Source organism: Streptomyces violaceoruber (assembly GCF_033406955.1).
Classification (GTDB): Bacteria; Actinomycetota; Actinomycetes; order Streptomycetales; family Streptomycetaceae; genus Streptomyces; species Streptomyces violaceoruber.
Genome location: NZ_CP137734.1, coordinates 5,809,087 through 5,824,530 on the forward strand (window position 1 = coordinate 5,809,087; position 15,444 = coordinate 5,824,530).

At 71.4% G+C, this 15,444-nt stretch carries 14 protein-coding genes and 3 tRNA genes; 10 read left to right on the forward strand and 7 right to left on the reverse strand.

Annotated elements, in window-relative coordinates; translation table 11 throughout:
• The first annotated feature begins 105 nt into the window (after positions 1-105).
• Positions 106-1,371, forward strand: coding sequence for an NAD(P)/FAD-dependent oxidoreductase (locus R2E43_RS25895; RefSeq protein ID WP_003976335.1), 1,266 nt, complete (start codon positions 106-108; stop codon positions 1,369-1,371).
• Positions 1,372-1,400: 29 nt separating this feature from the next.
• Positions 1,401-3,326, forward strand: a complete 1,926-nt coding sequence (dnaG, locus tag R2E43_RS25900) for a DNA primase (RefSeq protein ID WP_003976336.1) — start codon at positions 1,401-1,403, stop codon at positions 3,324-3,326.
• A 15-nt stretch (positions 3,327-3,341) separates the two neighbouring features.
• Here dnaG and R2E43_RS25905 read toward each other — a convergent pair whose 3' ends face one another.
• Together R2E43_RS25905 and R2E43_RS25910 are read right to left on the reverse strand one after the other, a co-directional pair.
• Positions 3,342-4,343 carry a nucleotidyl transferase AbiEii/AbiGii toxin family protein gene (locus tag R2E43_RS25905; RefSeq protein ID WP_332056612.1) on the reverse strand — a complete coding sequence of 334 codons (1,002 nt, stop codon included), beginning with the start codon at positions 4,341-4,343 and terminating at the stop codon, positions 3,342-3,344.
• Entirely contained in the window at positions 4,340-4,978 is a 639-nt protein-coding gene (locus tag R2E43_RS25910; RefSeq protein ID WP_003976338.1) for a hypothetical protein, read from the reverse strand. Before R2E43_RS25910 ends, R2E43_RS25905 begins: the two co-directional genes overlap by 4 nt.
• A gap of 151 nt (positions 4,979-5,129) precedes the next feature.
• Between R2E43_RS25910 and R2E43_RS25915 the strand changes: the two genes are divergently transcribed.
• Positions 5,130-6,320 (forward strand): RNA polymerase sigma factor, encoded by a 1,191-nt coding sequence (locus tag R2E43_RS25915; RefSeq protein WP_003976339.1) that lies wholly within the window; start codon positions 5,130-5,132, stop codon positions 6,318-6,320.
• 105 nt (positions 6,321-6,425) lie between these two features.
• Here R2E43_RS25915 and R2E43_RS25920 read toward each other — a convergent pair whose 3' ends face one another.
• From R2E43_RS25920 to R2E43_RS25935, 4 genes are all read right to left on the reverse strand, one after another.
• The gene (locus R2E43_RS25920) at positions 6,426-8,354 is read right to left on the reverse strand and encodes an ABC transporter ATP-binding protein (protein ID WP_003976340.1); all 1,929 of its coding nucleotides are present in this window, start codon (positions 8,352-8,354) and stop codon (positions 6,426-6,428) included.
• Entirely contained in the window at positions 8,354-10,087 is a 1,734-nt protein-coding gene (locus R2E43_RS25925; RefSeq protein ID WP_003976341.1) for an ABC transporter ATP-binding protein, read from the reverse strand. Before R2E43_RS25925 ends, R2E43_RS25920 begins: the two co-directional genes overlap by 1 nt.
• Positions 10,088-10,226: 139 nt before the next feature.
• Positions 10,227-11,675: a xylulokinase gene (locus tag R2E43_RS25930; RefSeq protein WP_030863824.1), complete on the reverse strand. Its 1,449-nt coding sequence runs from the start codon at positions 11,673-11,675 to the stop codon at positions 10,227-10,229.
• 44 nt (positions 11,676-11,719) lie between these two features.
• Entirely contained in the window at positions 11,720-12,025 is a 306-nt protein-coding gene (locus tag R2E43_RS25935; protein WP_016326153.1) for a YtxH domain-containing protein, read from the reverse strand.
• Between the two features lie 149 nt (positions 12,026-12,174).
• Between R2E43_RS25935 and R2E43_RS25940 the strand changes: the two genes are divergently transcribed.
• The 4 genes from R2E43_RS25940 to R2E43_RS25955 all read left to right on the forward strand — a co-directional run bounded on the left by R2E43_RS25940 (position 12,175) and on the right by R2E43_RS25955 (position 13,236).
• Positions 12,175-12,247, forward strand: a tRNA-Asn gene (locus R2E43_RS25940).
• A gap of 5 nt (positions 12,248-12,252) precedes the next feature.
• Positions 12,253-12,325 (forward strand) — tRNA-Asn (locus tag R2E43_RS25945).
• A 198-nt stretch (positions 12,326-12,523) separates the two neighbouring features.
• Positions 12,524-12,597, forward strand: a tRNA-Ile gene (locus R2E43_RS25950).
• Positions 12,598-12,807: 210 nt separating this feature from the next.
• Positions 12,808-13,236 (forward strand): VOC family protein, encoded by a 429-nt coding sequence (locus tag R2E43_RS25955; protein WP_003976344.1) that lies wholly within the window; start codon positions 12,808-12,810, stop codon positions 13,234-13,236.
• Between the two features lie 149 nt (positions 13,237-13,385).
• Here R2E43_RS25955 and R2E43_RS25960 read toward each other — a convergent pair whose 3' ends face one another.
• Positions 13,386-13,838: a hypothetical protein gene (locus tag R2E43_RS25960; protein ID WP_003976345.1), complete on the reverse strand. Its 453-nt coding sequence runs from the start codon at positions 13,836-13,838 to the stop codon at positions 13,386-13,388.
• 185 nt (positions 13,839-14,023) lie between these two features.
• Here R2E43_RS25960 and R2E43_RS25965 point away from each other — a divergent pair, with 185 nt between their 5' ends.
• The 3 genes from R2E43_RS25965 to R2E43_RS25975 are packed head-to-tail and all read left to right on the forward strand — an operon-like array spanning position 14,024 to position 15,426.
• A complete protein-coding gene (locus tag R2E43_RS25965) occupies positions 14,024-14,542 on the forward strand; it encodes a DUF2617 family protein (protein ID WP_003976346.1) in 519 nt (172 codons plus the stop codon).
• Positions 14,539-14,934, forward strand: a complete 396-nt coding sequence (locus R2E43_RS25970; RefSeq protein ID WP_003976347.1) for a DUF4247 domain-containing protein — start codon at positions 14,539-14,541, stop codon at positions 14,932-14,934. The genes R2E43_RS25965 and R2E43_RS25970 overlap by 4 nt, the downstream gene beginning before the upstream one ends.
• A gap of 51 nt (positions 14,935-14,985) precedes the next feature.
• On the forward strand, positions 14,986-15,426 hold the full coding sequence (locus tag R2E43_RS25975; RefSeq protein ID WP_011028363.1) for a DUF350 domain-containing protein: 441 nt from the start codon (positions 14,986-14,988) through the stop codon (positions 15,424-15,426).
• The last annotated feature ends 18 nt before the right edge of the window (positions 15,427-15,444 follow it).

Genomic DNA, 15,444 nt, shown 5'->3' on the forward strand with positions numbered 1-15,444 from the left:
CCGGATCGCGGCTCTCCATGGCCTGATCGGGTCACTGCCCCTTCCCGCACCACGCCACGTGCGGGACGCTCGCACGTGGCGGCACCCTGACGAGGAGGCAGACAAGTGGTCGACGCGGATCAGACATTCGTCATCGTCGGAGGCGGCCTGGCGGGCGCGAAAGCGGCCGAGACGCTCCGCACGGAGGGCTTCACCGGCCGGGTGATCCTCGTCTGCGACGAACGCGACCACCCCTACGAGCGCCCGCCGCTGTCCAAGGGCTACCTCCTGGGCAAGGAGGAGCGCGACAGCGTCTTCGTGCACGAGCCCGCCTGGTACGCCCGGCACGACATCGAGCTGCACCTCGGCCAGACCGTCGTCGCGATCGACCGCGCCGCCAAGACCGTCCACTACGGCGACGACGGCACCCACGTCAGCTACGACAAGCTGCTCATCGCGACCGGCGCCGAGCCCCGCCGCCTGGACGTCCCCGGCACCGGCCTCGCGGGCGTCCACCACCTGCGCCGCCTGGCGCACGCCGAGCGCCTCAAGGGCGTCCTCGCCACCCTCGGCCGGGACAACGGACACCTGGTGATCGCCGGCGCGGGCTGGATCGGCCTGGAGGTCGCGGCCGCGGCCCGCGAGTACGGTGCGGAGGTCACCGTCATCGAGCCCGCCCCGACCCCGCTGCACGGCGTCCTCGGTCCCGAGCTGGGCGCCGTCTTCGCCGAGCTGCACGAGTCGCGCGGCGTCCGCTTCCGCTTCGGCGTGAAGCTGACCGAGATCGTCGGCCAGGACGGTGTGGTGCTGGCCGCCCGCACCGACGACGGCGAGGAGCACCCCGCGCACGACGTGCTCGCCGCGATCGGCGCCGCCCCGCGCACCGCGCTCGCCCAGGCGGCCGGGTTGGAGATCGCCGACCGCGCGCACGGCGGCGGCATCGTCGTCGACGACCACCTGCGCACCTCCGACCCCGACATCTTCGCGGCCGGCGACGTGGCCTCCTTCCACCACGCCCTCTTCGACACCAGCCTGCGCGTGGAGCACTGGGCCAACGCCCTGAACGGCGGTCCGGCCGCCGCCCGCGCGATGCTCGGCAGGGGCCTCGCCCACGACCGCGTGCCCTACTTCTTCACCGACCAGTACGACCTGGGCATGGAGTACTCCGGCTGGGCGCCGGCCGGCTCGTACGACCAGGTGGTGATCCGCGGGGACGCGGCGAAGCGCGAGTTCATCGCCTTCTGGGTGAAGGAGGGCCGGGTGCTGGCCGGGATGAACGTCAACGTGTGGGACGTCACGGAGCCGATCCAGCAGCTGATCCGCTCGAAGACCCGGGTGGACACGGAGGACCTGGCGAACCCGCACGTATCCCTCGAAAGCCTCGTCGCATAGTTGTCGGTCCGCCCCCGTAGACTTCACGCGTGGCAGGACGGATCAACGACGAGGACGTGAAGGCGGTACGGGACGCGGTCCCGATCGACGCCGTCGTCTCGGAGTACCTCCAGCTGCGCAACGCCGGGGGCGGCAACCTGAAGGGGCTGTGCCCCTTCCACGACGAGAAGTCGCCGTCCTTCCAGGTCAGTCCGAGCAAGGGGTTCTTCCACTGCTTCGGCTGCCAGGAGGGCGGCGACACCATCACGTTCGTGATGAAGATCGACCACCTCACCTTCTCGGAGGCGGTCGAGCGCCTGGCCGGCCAGGCCGGCATCACGCTGCGCTACGAGGAGGGCGGATACAACCCCTCCCACCAGCGCGGTGAGCGCATCCGCCTGGTCGAGGCCCACAAGATCGCCGCCCAGTGGTACGCGGAACAGCTCGCGACCGGCCCCGAGGCGGACACCGGCCGCGCCTTCCTCGCCGACCGCGGCTTCGACCAGGCCGCCGCCGAGCACTTCGGCGTCGGCTACAGCCCCCAGGGCTGGGACCACCTCACCCGCTTCCTGCGCGGCAAGGGCTTCAGCGACAAGGAGCTGCTGCTCTCCGGCCTGTCCCAGGAGGGCCGCCGCGGCCCCATCGACCGCTTCCGCGGCCGGCTGATGTGGCCCATCCGCGACATCGGCGGCGACGTCGTCGGCTTCGGCGCCCGCAAGCTCTACGAGGCGGACAACGGCCCGAAGTACCTGAACACCCCCGACACGGCCATCTACAAGAAGTCCCAGGTCCTCTACGGCATCGACCTCGCCAAGAAGGACATCGCGAAGGCGTCCCGCGCCGTCGTCGTCGAGGGCTACACGGACGTCATGGCCTGCCACCTCGCCGGTGTCACCACCGCCATCGCCACCTGCGGCACCGCCTTCGGCGGCGACCACATCAAGATCCTGCGCCGACTGCTGATGGACAACGGCTCGGCCCGCGTGATCTTCACCTTCGACGGCGACGCGGCCGGACAGAAGGCGGCCCTGCGCGCCTTCGAGGACGACCAGAAGTTCGCCGCCGAGACCTACATCGCCATCGCCCCCGACGGCATGGACCCCTGCGACCTGCGCCTGGCCAAGGGCGACGACGCCGTCGCCGACCTGGTCGAGCCGCGCACCCCGCTCTTCGAGTTCGCGCTGCGCCAGATCGTGGCCCGCTACGACCTGGACACCCCCGCCGGTCGCGCCGCCGCCCTGGACGAGGCCGCGCCGGTCGTCGCCCGGATCAAGAACAGCGGCGCCCAGCACGAGGTCGCCGTGCAGCTCGCCGGCATGCTCGGCATCCTCGACACCCAGTTCGTGGTCAAGCGGATCGCCCAGCTCGCCCGCTGGGCCCGTGACCGCGGCGGCAAGGGCCCCGCCCCCGACCAGCGGCAGCGCGGCGGCGGCCCGCAGCAGCAGGCCGGACCCATGACGGCCACCCCCCGGGGCCCGGCCCTCAACCTCCGCAACCCGGTCTTCGCCACCGAACGCGAGCTGCTCAAGCTCGCCCTCCAGCGCCCCGAGCTGGTCTCCCCGGCCTTCGACGCGTACGGCGTCGACGAGTTCACCGCCCCGCCCTACGCCGCCGTACGCGAGGCGATCATGGAGGCGGGCGGCGCCGAGTTCGGCGTCCAGGACCCGCAGGACTACCTGGTCCGGGTCCGCGAGGCCGCCCCCGACGACACCGTCCGGGCCATGGTCACCGAACTCGCGGTCGAGGCGATCATGCTGCACCGCGGCGTGAAGGGCGTCGACGAGGTCTACGCGGGCGCCCAGCTGGTCACGGTCCGCCGCCGGGCCGTCGAGCGCCGCATCCGCGACATCACCGGCCGCCTCACCCGCCTCTCCGGCCACGGCGACCCCGCCGAACTGGCCGCCGTCCAGAACGAGCTGTGGATCCTCCAGCAGTACGACCAGAACCTGCGCGAACACGGCGCCGCCGCGCTGTGAGACGCGGCGGCGGGATCAGCCGCCGTCCCGTGTGAACGCCGGCGTCACCGCCCGCACCAGCCGCTCGGCGAACTCGTCCCCGCGGTCCCGGAACCGCGGGTATTCGGTGACGAAGTGGTTCCACTCCACGCACCCGGCCGCCTCCACCACGTCCTCCAAAAGGATGTGCTCGCGGTGGTACGGCCACTCGCCCGACAGCCGGAACACCGCGTGCAGCAGGTCACGGCTCAGCGGATGCCGCTCGGCCAGCAGCACGGCGTCGTACAGGTCCTTGCCCTGCCCGTACATGTCGTTGATCAGCCACATCAACTTCCAGGCGAGAGACAGACCCGGTGTCGCGGCGTACAGGACCGCCCCGCCCGACAGCTCCACCGGCTCGGGCGGCTCCGGAAGCCGCTCCCCGAACACGAAGTCGAGCTGGACGTGCCCGCCCGGCAGCCCCGGCGATCCCCACGGCACCACCATGCGCAGGCCCGGCACCCGGTCGTAGGTCCAGATGTCCTCGACCACGGCGCCCCGGGCCGAGATGCCGACGTCCATGCCGCCGGCCCCGGTACCGGCCCGCGCCCCGGCCGCCTCCGCGAGCGTCGTCAGCATCCGTTCGGTGCGGCCGTCGTCGATCCGCCAGGACCGGGGAACCACCACGAAGTCCAGGTCACCGGGCTCCCGGGCCTGCGCGCCGAACCACGTCGACATGAGCATGCTGCCGCGCAGCACCAGCGAGTCCACCCACTCCGAGTCCGCGACGGCGTCCAGCACCTGGTCCAGGGCGCGCCGTCGGGCCGCCCGCCACGCGGTGCCCCGCTCCGGGTCCGTGAAGCTCGGGTCGGTGGCCCGGTAGGCGTTCTGGTGCTGCTTCAGCGCCGGGTCGAACACCGGCCGCTGCGTCACGTCGTCCCCCGGCACCGGCCGCAGCGTCCTGGGCAGATGCTCGGCCCGCCGGGTCTCGTCGTCCAGGGGCGCCCGCGGGACCCTGTCGTTCGCCCAGCCGAACCCCTGCCACCCCTGCCTGCTCATCGCCGTATCCCTTCCGGCCGCCCCGCCGGACGGCCCTCGTCCAGCCAGCCCTCGTCCACCGACACATCGCTGTCGTGGAGGACGAACTCCCGCTCCACCTCCAGCACCCGCAGCGGCGCCAGCGCGTCCAGCAGCCCGTCCAGCGCGCGCCCCGCCTCCTCGGCGGCCACCCCGTGGCAGCGCTGGGTGACGAACCGCTCGTGGGCCGCGTCGTCGCGCACCCGCCGGGCGTTCCACGACAGGTGGGCGCCGTGCGGTACCACGCACTCCGCCAGCGCCGCCGTGTCCGTGCCGGCCGCCAGCAGCAGCTTGACGTGGTGCTCGAAGTACCGGCCGTCCGAGCACGGCAGGCGCGGCACCTCGGCGGCCCACGGCGACGACTCGATCTTGACGCGGACCGGCCGGAAGCCGTCCGCCCGCAGCCGACGCACCGTCCCCTCGGCGCGCGCCGACTCCTGGGCGTACGTCCGCGAACCCCGCAGCGTCAGCATCGGCTGGTACGGCGTCCGCCCCCGGGCGAGCACGATGTGCGTCAGCTTCAGCCCGGCCGCGGCGGCCCAGCGGCCGAGCCGCTCGGCCTCGCCGGGCTCCGGGCAGCGCACCGTTATGTGGGTCTCGTACGAGGAGGCGGACATCCCGGGATCGTGTCAGAGCCGGGTGCCGCTCGGCATCCCGGTTTTCCGGGGGTAACCCCTCGGTCACGCCCCGGACGCAAAAAGTCACCGCACGCCCCTCGTGGCGGCGATGTGTCGTACCCCACACTGGGGGCGGTACCTGAGTGCACGCGTGCGAGGCGGACAGCGGCGAGCGAGCCGGCTCCGCCCCCCGACGTACCGCCGCCGGCCCCCGCCGGCCGCGTCCATCCTGGAGGTCGCCCCCGTGCAGACCCAGACGCTCACCCAGACCGACACCGCTGCCGGCGGCGCGGAGCCGGACGCGGAGCGCGGTGTGCTCCTCGCGATGCCCGCGCAGCCCGGTGCCGGAGCGGCCCTGCCCCACCCCGGCGCCCCCGTGGACGTGCCCGAGCACCCGGAACCGCCGCCGCCCACCCGTACCGAGTCCGGCGGCCCCTCCTCCGACCTGTTCCGGCAGTACCTGCGCGAGATCGGCCGGATTCCGCTGCTGTCCGCGGCCGAGGAGGTCGACCTCGCCCGGCGGGTGGAGGCCGGGCTGTTCGCCGAGGAGAAGCTGCGGTGCAGCCCCGGCCTGGACGACCGTCTCGCCCTCGACCTCGACCGGCTCGTCGTCCTGGGCCGCCTCGCCAAGCGCCGCCTGATCGAGGCCAACCTGCGGCTCGTGGTGTCGGTGGCCAAGCGGTACGTCGGGCGCGGGCTGACCATGCTGGACCTGGTCCAGGAGGGGAACCTGGGCCTGATCCGGGCCGTCGAGAAGTTCGACTACGCCCGCGGCTACAAGTTCTCCACCTACGCCACCTGGTGGATCCGCCAGGCCATGTCCCGCGCCCTGGCCGACCAGGCCCGCACCATCCGCGTCCCCGTCCACGTCGTGGAGCTGATCAACCGGGTCGTCCGCGTCCAGCGCCGGATGCTCCAGGAACGCGGCTGCGAACCGACCCCGCAGGAGGTCGCCGCCCACCTGGACCTGGCGCCCGAGCGGGTCGGCGAGGTGCTGCGCCTGGCGCAGGAGCCGGTGTCGTTGCACGCCCCGGTCGGCGAGGAGGACGACGTCGCCCTCGGTGACCTCATCGAGGACGGCGACGCCGCCAGCCCCGTCGAGTCGGCCGCCTTCCTGCTGCTGCGCCAGCACCTGGAGGCGGTGCTCTCCACTCTCGGCGAACGCGAACGCAAGGTCGTCCAGCTCCGCTACGGCCTGGCCGACGGCCGCCCCCGCACCCTGGAGGAGATAGGCCGCCTCTTCGGCGTCACCCGCGAACGCATCCGCCAGATCGAGTCCAAGACCCTCAGCAAACTCCGCGACCACGCCTACGCGGACCAGCTGAGGGGCTACCTGGACTGAGCCTCGTAGCCGCGGGCAGTCGTGCCTCCCCGGGTGCCTGAACGGCCTGGGAGGCACCCCCGGGGCGGCACGGGCGGGCGCGGCACCCCGACGCCGGGCAACCCCTCACCCCACCTCGGCCACAGCCTCCGCGAACTGCGCCTTGTACAACCGCGCGTACGCGCCGTCCGCGGTCAGCAGCTCCGTATGCGCCCCCTGCTCCACGATCGCCCCGTCCTCCATCACCAGAATCGTGTCCGCGTCCCGGATCGTCGACAGCCGGTGCGCGATCACGAACGACGTCCGCCCGTGCGCGAGCTTCGCCATCGCCTTCTGGATCAGCACCTCGGTGCGCGTGTCCACGGACGACGTCGCCTCGTCGAGGACCAGGATCACCGGGTCGGACAGGAACGCCCGCGCGATGGTGATCAGCTGCTTCTCACCCGCGCTCACCCCCGTGCCCTCGTCATCGATCACCGTGTCGTAGCCGTCCGGCAGCGTCCGTACGAACCGGTCGGCGTGCGCGGCCCGCGCGGCCTCCTCGATCTCCCCGCGGGTGACCTCCCGCGAGGCGCCATACGCGATGTTCTCCGCGATGGTGCCGCCGAACAGCCAGGTGTCCTGGAGCACCATGCCGATGCCGGCCCGCAGCTCGTCCCGGGACATCTTCGCTATGTCGACGCCGTCCAGGGTGATCCGCCCGCCGGAGACCTCGTAGAACCGCATCAGCAGGTTGACCAGGGTCGTCTTGCCCGCGCCCGTCGGGCCGACGATGGCGACCGTGTGGCCGGGCTCCACCTTCAGCGACAGGTCCTCGATCAGCGGCTTCTCCGGGTCGTAGCGGAAGGAGACGTGCTCCAGTTCCACCCGCCCGCGCAGGTCCTCGGGCCGGGCGCCCGGGATCGGGTCGGCCGACTGCTCCTCGGCGTCGAGGAGTTCGAACACCCGCTCCGCCGACGCCACGCCCGACTGCACCAGGTTCGCCATCGACGCGACCTGCGTCAGCGGCATCGAGAACTGCCGGGAGTACTGGATGAAGGCCTGCACGTCGCCGATGGACAGCTGGCCCGAGGCCACCCGCAGCCCGCCGACCACCGCGACCAGCACGTAGTTCAGGTTGGACACGCACATCATCAGCGGCTGCATGATGCCGCTGTTGAACTGCGCCTTGAACCCGGCCTCGTACAGCGCGTCGTTCTGCTCGGCGAACTGCTTCGCCGACTCCTCCTGGCGCCCGAACACCTTCACCAGCGCGTGCCCGGTGTACATCTCCTCGATGTGCGCGTTCAGCTGCCCCGTCGAGCGCCACTGCTGCACGAACTGCGGCTGCGACCGCTTGCCCACCCGCGTGGCCACCACGAAGGACAGCGGCACGGTCACCAGGGCGACCAGCGCCAGGATCCAGGAGACGTAGAACATCATCGCGAGCACGCCGATGATGGTGAGCAGCGAGTTGATGAGCTGGCCCATCGACTGCTGGAGCGTCTGCCCGATGTTGTCGATGTCGTTGGTGGCGCGGCTGAGCACCTCGCCCCGCTGGCGCTTGTCGAAGTAGGACAGCGGCAGCCGGGACAGCTTGGTCTGGACGTCCTCGCGCAGCCGGAACATCGTCCGGTTCACCGCCCGGTTCACCAGGCGGGTGGCCACCGCCATCAGCAGACCGGCCACCGCGAACGTCGCCAGCGCGAGCAGCAGCACCTCGCCCACCGCGCCGAAGTCGATGCCCTGCCCCGGGACGAAGTCCGTGCTGCGGAGCATGTCGGCGACGTTGCCGTCACCGTGCTCGCGCATGGTGGCCAGAACCTGCTCCTTCGTGGCCCCGGACGGCATGTCCCGCCCGACGATCCCCGCGAAGACCAGGTCGGTGGCCCGGCCGAGGATCTTCGGCCCGACCACGTTGAGACCGACGCTGACGACGACGCACGCCAGCAGCGTGAACAGCGTCGCCCGCTCCGGGCGGAACTGGGAGACGAGCCGTTTGCTCGACCCCTTGAAGTCCATCGATCGCTGGTCGGGGCCGCCCCCGGCCATCATGCGACCCGCAGGCCCGGCCATCAGGCAGCCTCCGCTTCCGTCAGCTGGGAGAGCACGATCTCCCGGTAGGTCTCGTTGTCCGCCATCAGCTCGTGGTGCCGGCCCACGCCGACCACCCGCCCCTCGTCCAGCACGACGATCCGGTCCGCGTCCCGGATGGTCGCCACCCGCTGCGCCACGATGACCACGGTCGCCTCGGCGGTCTCCTGGGCCAGCTCGGCCCGCAGCGCCGCGTCGGTGGCGTAGTCGAGGGCGGAGAAGGAGTCGTCGAAGAGGTAGATCTCCGGGCGCTGGACCAGCGTCCGCGCGATCGCGAGGCGCTGGCGCTGACCGCCCGACACATTGGTGCCGCCCTGCGCGATCGGCGCGTCGAGCCCGCCCTCCAGCTCGGAGACGAACTCCTTGGCCTGCGCCACCGCCAGCGCGTGCCAGAGCTCCTCGTCCGTCGCGTCCGGATTGCCGTAGCGCAGATTGGTCGCGACGGTTCCGGCGAAGAGGTACGGCTTCTGCGGCACCAGGCTCACCACCTTGGCCAGCGTCTTCGGGTCGACGGTGCGCACGTCCACGCCGTTGACCAGGACCTCCCCGTCGGTGGCGTCGAAGAGCCGGGGGACCAGGCCCAGCAGCGTCGACTTGCCGCTGCCGGTCGAGCCGATGACGGCGGTCGTCTCGCCCGGCCTGGCCACCAGGTCGATGTGCCTGAGCACCGGCTCCTCGGCACCCGGGTAGCGGAAGCCCGCCTCCCGGATCTCCAGGTGCCCGTGCCGGCGCAGCTCGGTGACCGGCGCCACCGGCGGCACCACGCTGCTCTCGGTCTCCAGGACCTCCTGGATGCGCTCGGCGCACACCTCCGCGCGCGGCACCATCATGAACATGAAGGTGGCCATCATCACGGACATGACGATCTGCATCAGGTAGGCGAGGAACGCCGTCAGGTCGCCGATCTGCATCCCGCCGCTGTCGATCCGGTGGGCGCCGAACCACACCACCGCGATCGACGACAGGTTCACCACCGTCATGACCACCGGGAACATCAGCGCCAGCAGGTTGCCGGTGCCGAGGGCCACCTCGGTCAGCTCGGTGTTGGCCTTCCGGAAGCGCTGCTGCTCGTACTCGTCGCGCACGAAGGCGCGGATGACGCGGTTGCCGGTGATCTGCTCGCGCAGCACCCGGTTCACCGTGTCCAGGCGCACCTGCATCTTCCGGAACAGCGGGCGCAGCTTGCGCACGATCAGCGTGACGCAGATCGCCAGCACCGGCACGACCCCGAGCAGCACCCCGGACAGCGGCACGTCCAGCCCGAGCGCCATCACGATGCCGCCCACGCACATGATGGGCGCCGACACCATCAGCGTGAACGTCATCAGGGCCAGCATCTGGACCTGCTGCACGTCGTTGGTGGTCCGGGTGATCAGCGAGGGCGCGCCGAAGTGGCCCACCTCGCGCGCCGAGAAGGACTGCACCCGGTCGAAGACGGCACCCCGCACGTCCCGGCCGAGGGCGGCCGCGGTGCGCGCGCCGTAGAAGACGGCACCGATGTTGCAGACCACCTGGGCCAGCGAGATGCCGATCATCAGGGCGCCGTAGCTCAGGATGTAGCCCGAGTCACCCTTCACGACGCCTTCGTCGATGATGTGCGCGTTCAGGGTGGGCAGGTACAGGGAGGCACAGGTCTGCAGGAACTGCAGCGCCACCAGCAGGGCGATGGGTTTCTTGTAGGGCCTGAGATAGGTCCGCAGTAGTCGTATGAGCACACTGAGTCTCTCGGAGTCGGCGACAGGGGCCGCGGTTGGTTGCCCCTGGCCCCTATCGTCGGACACTCCACCCGCGTTACCTCAACCGATTAACCCAAGAGCGCGGCAAATTCCGGCCTACGAGCGGTCAGCCCCGGCGTCAGAGCGCGCCCGGGTGCGTCTGCTCGCGCACCGACACGTACTGCTGGCGCACCGCCTGCCCCACCGCCAGCTCCGCGCCCGGCTCCAGCACCTGCGCCACCGCGCCCTGCCAGACCGGGGGAGTGCGCGGGTCCAGCGTGCCCTGGGAGACACCCAGCGCCCAGGCCGCCTGCCGGGCCGAGCCGATCGCCGCGTAGTCCGCGGGCTGCGGCACGACGACCTGCGTCCCGAACAGCGCGGGCGCCGCCGCCTGCACGGCCGGCAGCTCGGCCGCCGCACCCAGCAGGAACACCCGCCGTACGTCCACGCCCCGGCCGCGCAGCACGTCCAGGGCGTCGGCGAGACCGCACAGCATCCCCTCGAACGCGGCCCGCGCCAGGTGCTCCGGCCGCATCGACTCGCGCCGCAGGCCGGCCAGGGTCCCGGCGGTGTGTGGCAGGTTCGGCGTCCGCTCGCCCTCCAGGTAGGGGAGCAGCACCAGCCCGTGCGATCCGGGCGTCGACTTCATCGCCAGCTCGGACAGGCTCTCCAGGTCCGGCATCCCGAGCAGCTCGGCGGTGCCGCGCAGCGCCCGCACGGCGTTCAGGGTGGTGACGACCGGAAGGTGCATGCCGGTGGCGTCGGCGAGGGAGGTGATCATGCCGTACTGGTCGACGAGCGCCTCAGGGTGCACGGCCATCACGGACCCGGACGCGCCCAGCGACACCACCGCGTCGCCCAGCCCGATCCCGAGCCCGAAGGCGGCCGCCTGGGTCTCACCGGTTCCGGCGGAGATCAGCAGCCCCTCCGGCGTCGTACCGGCCGCGTCGGCCGGGCCGATCACCTCCGGCAGGATCGCCTGGTGCCCGAGCGCCAGCTCGACCAGATCGGGCCGGTAACCGCCGGTCGCCGCCGACCAGTACCCGGTGCCCGACGCCCCGCCCCGGTCGGTGGTCCGCCGGACCGGCCGCCCGAGCAGCTGCCACACCAGCCAGTCGTGGGCCTGGAGCAGTACGGCGGTCCGCGCGGCGGCCTCCGGCTCGCTCCGCGCCAGCCAGCGCAGCTTCGTCACCGGCTGCCCGGTCTGCGGCACCGAACCCACCGCCTGCGCCCACGCCTCACGCCCGCCGAGCGCGTCGATCAGGTCGGCCGCCGCGACCTGGGAGCGCTTGTCGCCGCCGACCATGGCCGGGCGCACGGTGTTGCCCTGTGCGTCCAGCGGCACGACCGAGTTGGCCTGCGCCGACACGCCGATGGCCTGCACGCCCTCGAGGAGCCCGCCGCCGGCCGCCTCCCCGAGGGACAGCAGCCAGGCCTGCGGATCGACGTCCGCGGGCCGGCCTCCGCCCTCGGGGCTCTCCAGCGGGTGCGGTGCGTAGCCCTGGCGCAGCACGGCACCCGTGTCCGAATCGCAGACGACGATACGAGTGAAATCGGGCGAACTGTCCAACCCGGCGACTATCCCCATACCCGAAATTCTGCCGCACCGGCCGAGGTCCCCGTACCGGGACCTCAGGTGTTGCTGGTGCCCCAGTCGTCGGGACCGCTGCCGTTGCTGCCGCGTTCCCGCAGCGAGCGGACCCGGTGGGCCACCGAGTCGGGCATCCGGTCACCGACCTTGTCGCTCACCACGTGGTACGCCTTGTCGGCGAAGTGCCTGCCCTGCTGGGCGGCGGACTCCGCGGTGTTGCGCACGGCCGGGTTCTGCGCGACCTGCTGCGCGGACTTCCGCAACTGCTCGTAACGCTCCCGCCCGGCCTTCGTGCCGAGCACGTAACCCACCGCTAGTCCGACGACGAACGTGAGCCGGTATCGCATGGCGGCCACCCTTCCCTTCACTGGCTCCGGGGGTGCTGGCGAGTACCGATTGGCGGAGCACCCCCCTGCTTGCGCTAATGTATGTGTCGCAGCGAGCGCGCGCCCCCTGGCGAATACCCAGGCCGACGCGTTCGATGCGACACCGACATTCCTCGGTAGCTCAATTGGCAGAGCAGCCGGCTGTTAACCGGCAGGTTACTGGTTCGAGTCCAGTCCGGGGAGCTCGGTCCTCCGTAGCTCAATTGGCAGAGCAGCCGGCTGTTAACCGGCAGGTTACTGGTTCGAGTCCAGTCGGGGGAGCACCGTGAACGAGGACCCTCCGGGGTCCTTTTTCATGTGCCGCGAGACTGCCCTCGAGACCCGGGAACCACGCGGCACGCTGCGGAGTCCTCAAGGTCATGAAGGCAGCCGTGGAAGCCGACCATCCGAGGCAGGAGATCGTATGAGCGGCTATGCTGCGGCAGACGGCGCGCACACATGTACGCGACACGCCGCTATGGGGCGGTAGCTCAGCCGGTTAGAGCAGCGGACTCATAATCCGTCGGCCGTGGGTTCGAGTCCCACCCGCCCCACTCGTGCGCCTTGCCGCAGGAACGTTCTCACCTGCGGTGCGGGCTGAAACCTCCTCGGTGGGAGAGTCCTCTCGCGGGGGCAAAGATCATCTGCTCGCTCGACGCGAGCCGCACCGTCGTCGTCCCGGTCCTGGTTCGGTCTCCAGCGCTGCCGCCTCGCCACCCGGCGTTGTACGGTTCCCCGCGGAGCCCTCTTGGTAGGGTCCGCCGATGTCATCGGTCAAGCAGTTCCAGGTCACCTTCGACTGCGCGGAACCTGAGCGCCTGGCTCGCTTCTGGTGCGAGGTGTTGGGGTACGTCGTTCCGCCGCCACCGGAGGGGTTCGCCACGTGGGACCAGTACCAGCGCTCGCGGCCGCCTGAGGAGCGGGACGCCTGGTTCGCCTGCGTCGACCCGTCAGGTGTGGGCCCGCGACTGTACTTCCAGCGCGTCCCCGAGGGAAAGGCGGCCAAGAACCGGGTGCACCTCGATGTGCGGGTCGGCACCGGACTTGTGGGGGAAGAGCGCCTCGCCGCGCTCGACGCCGAGCGCGCACGGCTGATGCCGCTCGGGGCGGTACACGTGCGAACGCTGTATGACGGCAACGACGCGTGCATCCCGATGCAGGACATCGAGGGCAACGAGTTCTGCATCGACTGAGCATGCTCCGGTGCCGCCGTTCGCGCCCCGGAGCGGCGGCGCGCCTGAGGCCGGGGGGTCGATGCCTTCGGACTCCTCCCGCACCGAAGCCATCGACCACGGCGCCCGTATCGGTATCGACGTCGACCCACGACCCGGCCGCGCCCGTCTCACTTCCGGCCGTGGGAGTTCTCGTGGGTGGCAGTCGCCTCCGGTGCGTGTGGCACGACCACGATCTGTACATCGTCCTCGTAGATGACCCGTCCAGGGTCCGCGGAACGCAGAGCCCGACAGGCGACGCCGTGAGAGGACAGGATCTCCAGGTAGCCGGAGACGCGAGCGAGGAGATGAGTGGCTGACGGCTTGAACCATGCCGCCGCGCCGGGGTTGATCTCGTCGTCGTACACGTGGGGGTCGACGGTCGAGGGATCGGTGTACGCGGCGTCGTACCAACGGTTGCCGCCGCGGCGGAAGGTCTCCTGCTCGTCCGAGAGCCTTCCCTCCCTCGCCAGATTGTTGACGAGCCCGAAAACGCCGGTGAAGTGGCCTCGGCTGTTCCGGTGAGGCGACTGGAACCGCACGTACTGGACTTCGCTGTCTCTGTCGCTGTCGGTCGTCCCCATCGGTGCATCCTGCCACTGCTCCGCTCGTGATCCCGTGCCTTCCTGTACGGGGCGCAAGTGCGCATCCATGGATGAAACGCCCTTGTATGTGCGAACCCGGGACTGACGAGGGCCGCCTTCCGGCCACCGCTGACGCGTGTGTCATACTCGGCGCCGCTCGTAGCACTATCGGACCGGGGGGCCGCATGCACGCCGTATCTCTGCAAGCTGCCTTCCTGGATACGGCCGCGGATCAGCTCTGTTTCTCCCTGGACCTGACCGAGCTGCCGGCGCTCGCCGAACGTGAGGTGTCCGTGGGAGGGCTCGCCGTGCGCCTGAGGCTGCTCGGCGCGTCCCACCAGGTCTTCGCGGGCCCGGTGCGGGAGACCGTGGCGTGCCTGCCCGAGGCGGTCAGGGGACTGCCGACGACGCTCACCCGGCAACCTGCGGGGTGGACGTACGACTTCAGCGCCGTCACGGAATGCCTGGACCCCGCGGAGTTCAGCGCCCGGGTCGCGGACGCCCTGAGCCGCGCCGACGAGGCGGAGCACAGCCTGAGCGGGGTCTTCCCCGGGTCTCCGGAAGCGGTGACGGCGGTCGTCGTAGAGGCCTGCGACGAGGGATTGGGCGGCGCAGACCGCCCGGGGCTGGCCTGGCGCACCTGGCACAGCTACCCGCAGGACGGGCACATCGTATCGACGCACAGCCGGCTGGAGGCTCGATGAACAGCGCCCGAATCCTTCCCGGGGCGGTGGCGGCCGTGCTGGTCACCGTCCTGCTCTCCGCCTGCTCCAGCGACGGGGAGGACGGCGTCCCGCGCGGCTGGATCGGCAAGACGTACTCCACCGGCGGGAGCGGGTGGCTCGACAAGGACAGCTCGCCGGCCAAGGTCGCCGACGCGATCGACGACCACCGCGACGCCCTCGACCGGGCGTCCGGCGACGGCAAGGAGTTCCTGCGCTACGGCGACGACATGGTGACCGTCTCGCCGTACCGGAGCGGCAGCACGATCGAGATCGAGGACTACCGCAACGGCTACCGCCGGCATCACCAGCACCTCACCTACTGGCCCAACCCGAGCAGCTTCCGCGGCGGCGGCCCCGGCTCCGGCAAGTGACGCCCGGCGCCCCTCCCCGCACCTGACGACGTCCTCCAGAAAGGCAACGCAGTGACCGAGATCTTCGAGTCGGCCGGGCAGGCTCTGCTCTACGGGGTCGTGGGCCTCGCCGTGATGGCCGTCGGCTTCGGCGCCCTCGACCTCGTCACGCCCGGCAAGCTCTTCCACGTGGTGTGGCGGGACCGCAACCGCGGCGCGGCCGTGCTCCTCGGCAGCCAGTCCGTCGCGGTCGGGCTGGTCATCATGTCGGCCATCCGGGCCAGCGAGTCCGAAGAGGGCCTCGGATACGGCCTGTTCAGCACGCTCCTCTACGGTCTGGCCGGGGTGCTGGTGATGACGCTGGTCGGCATCGTCATCGGCCTGCTGACGCCGGGCCAGATGGGCGCGGTGGCCCTCGACGACGGCGACGACCACCGCCCGCACCCCGCCGCCTGGGTCCAGGCCGGCATGTACCTGGGCACCGCCGCCATGGTCGGCGCAGCCCTCTCCTAGGAGCACTCCTCCCAGGAG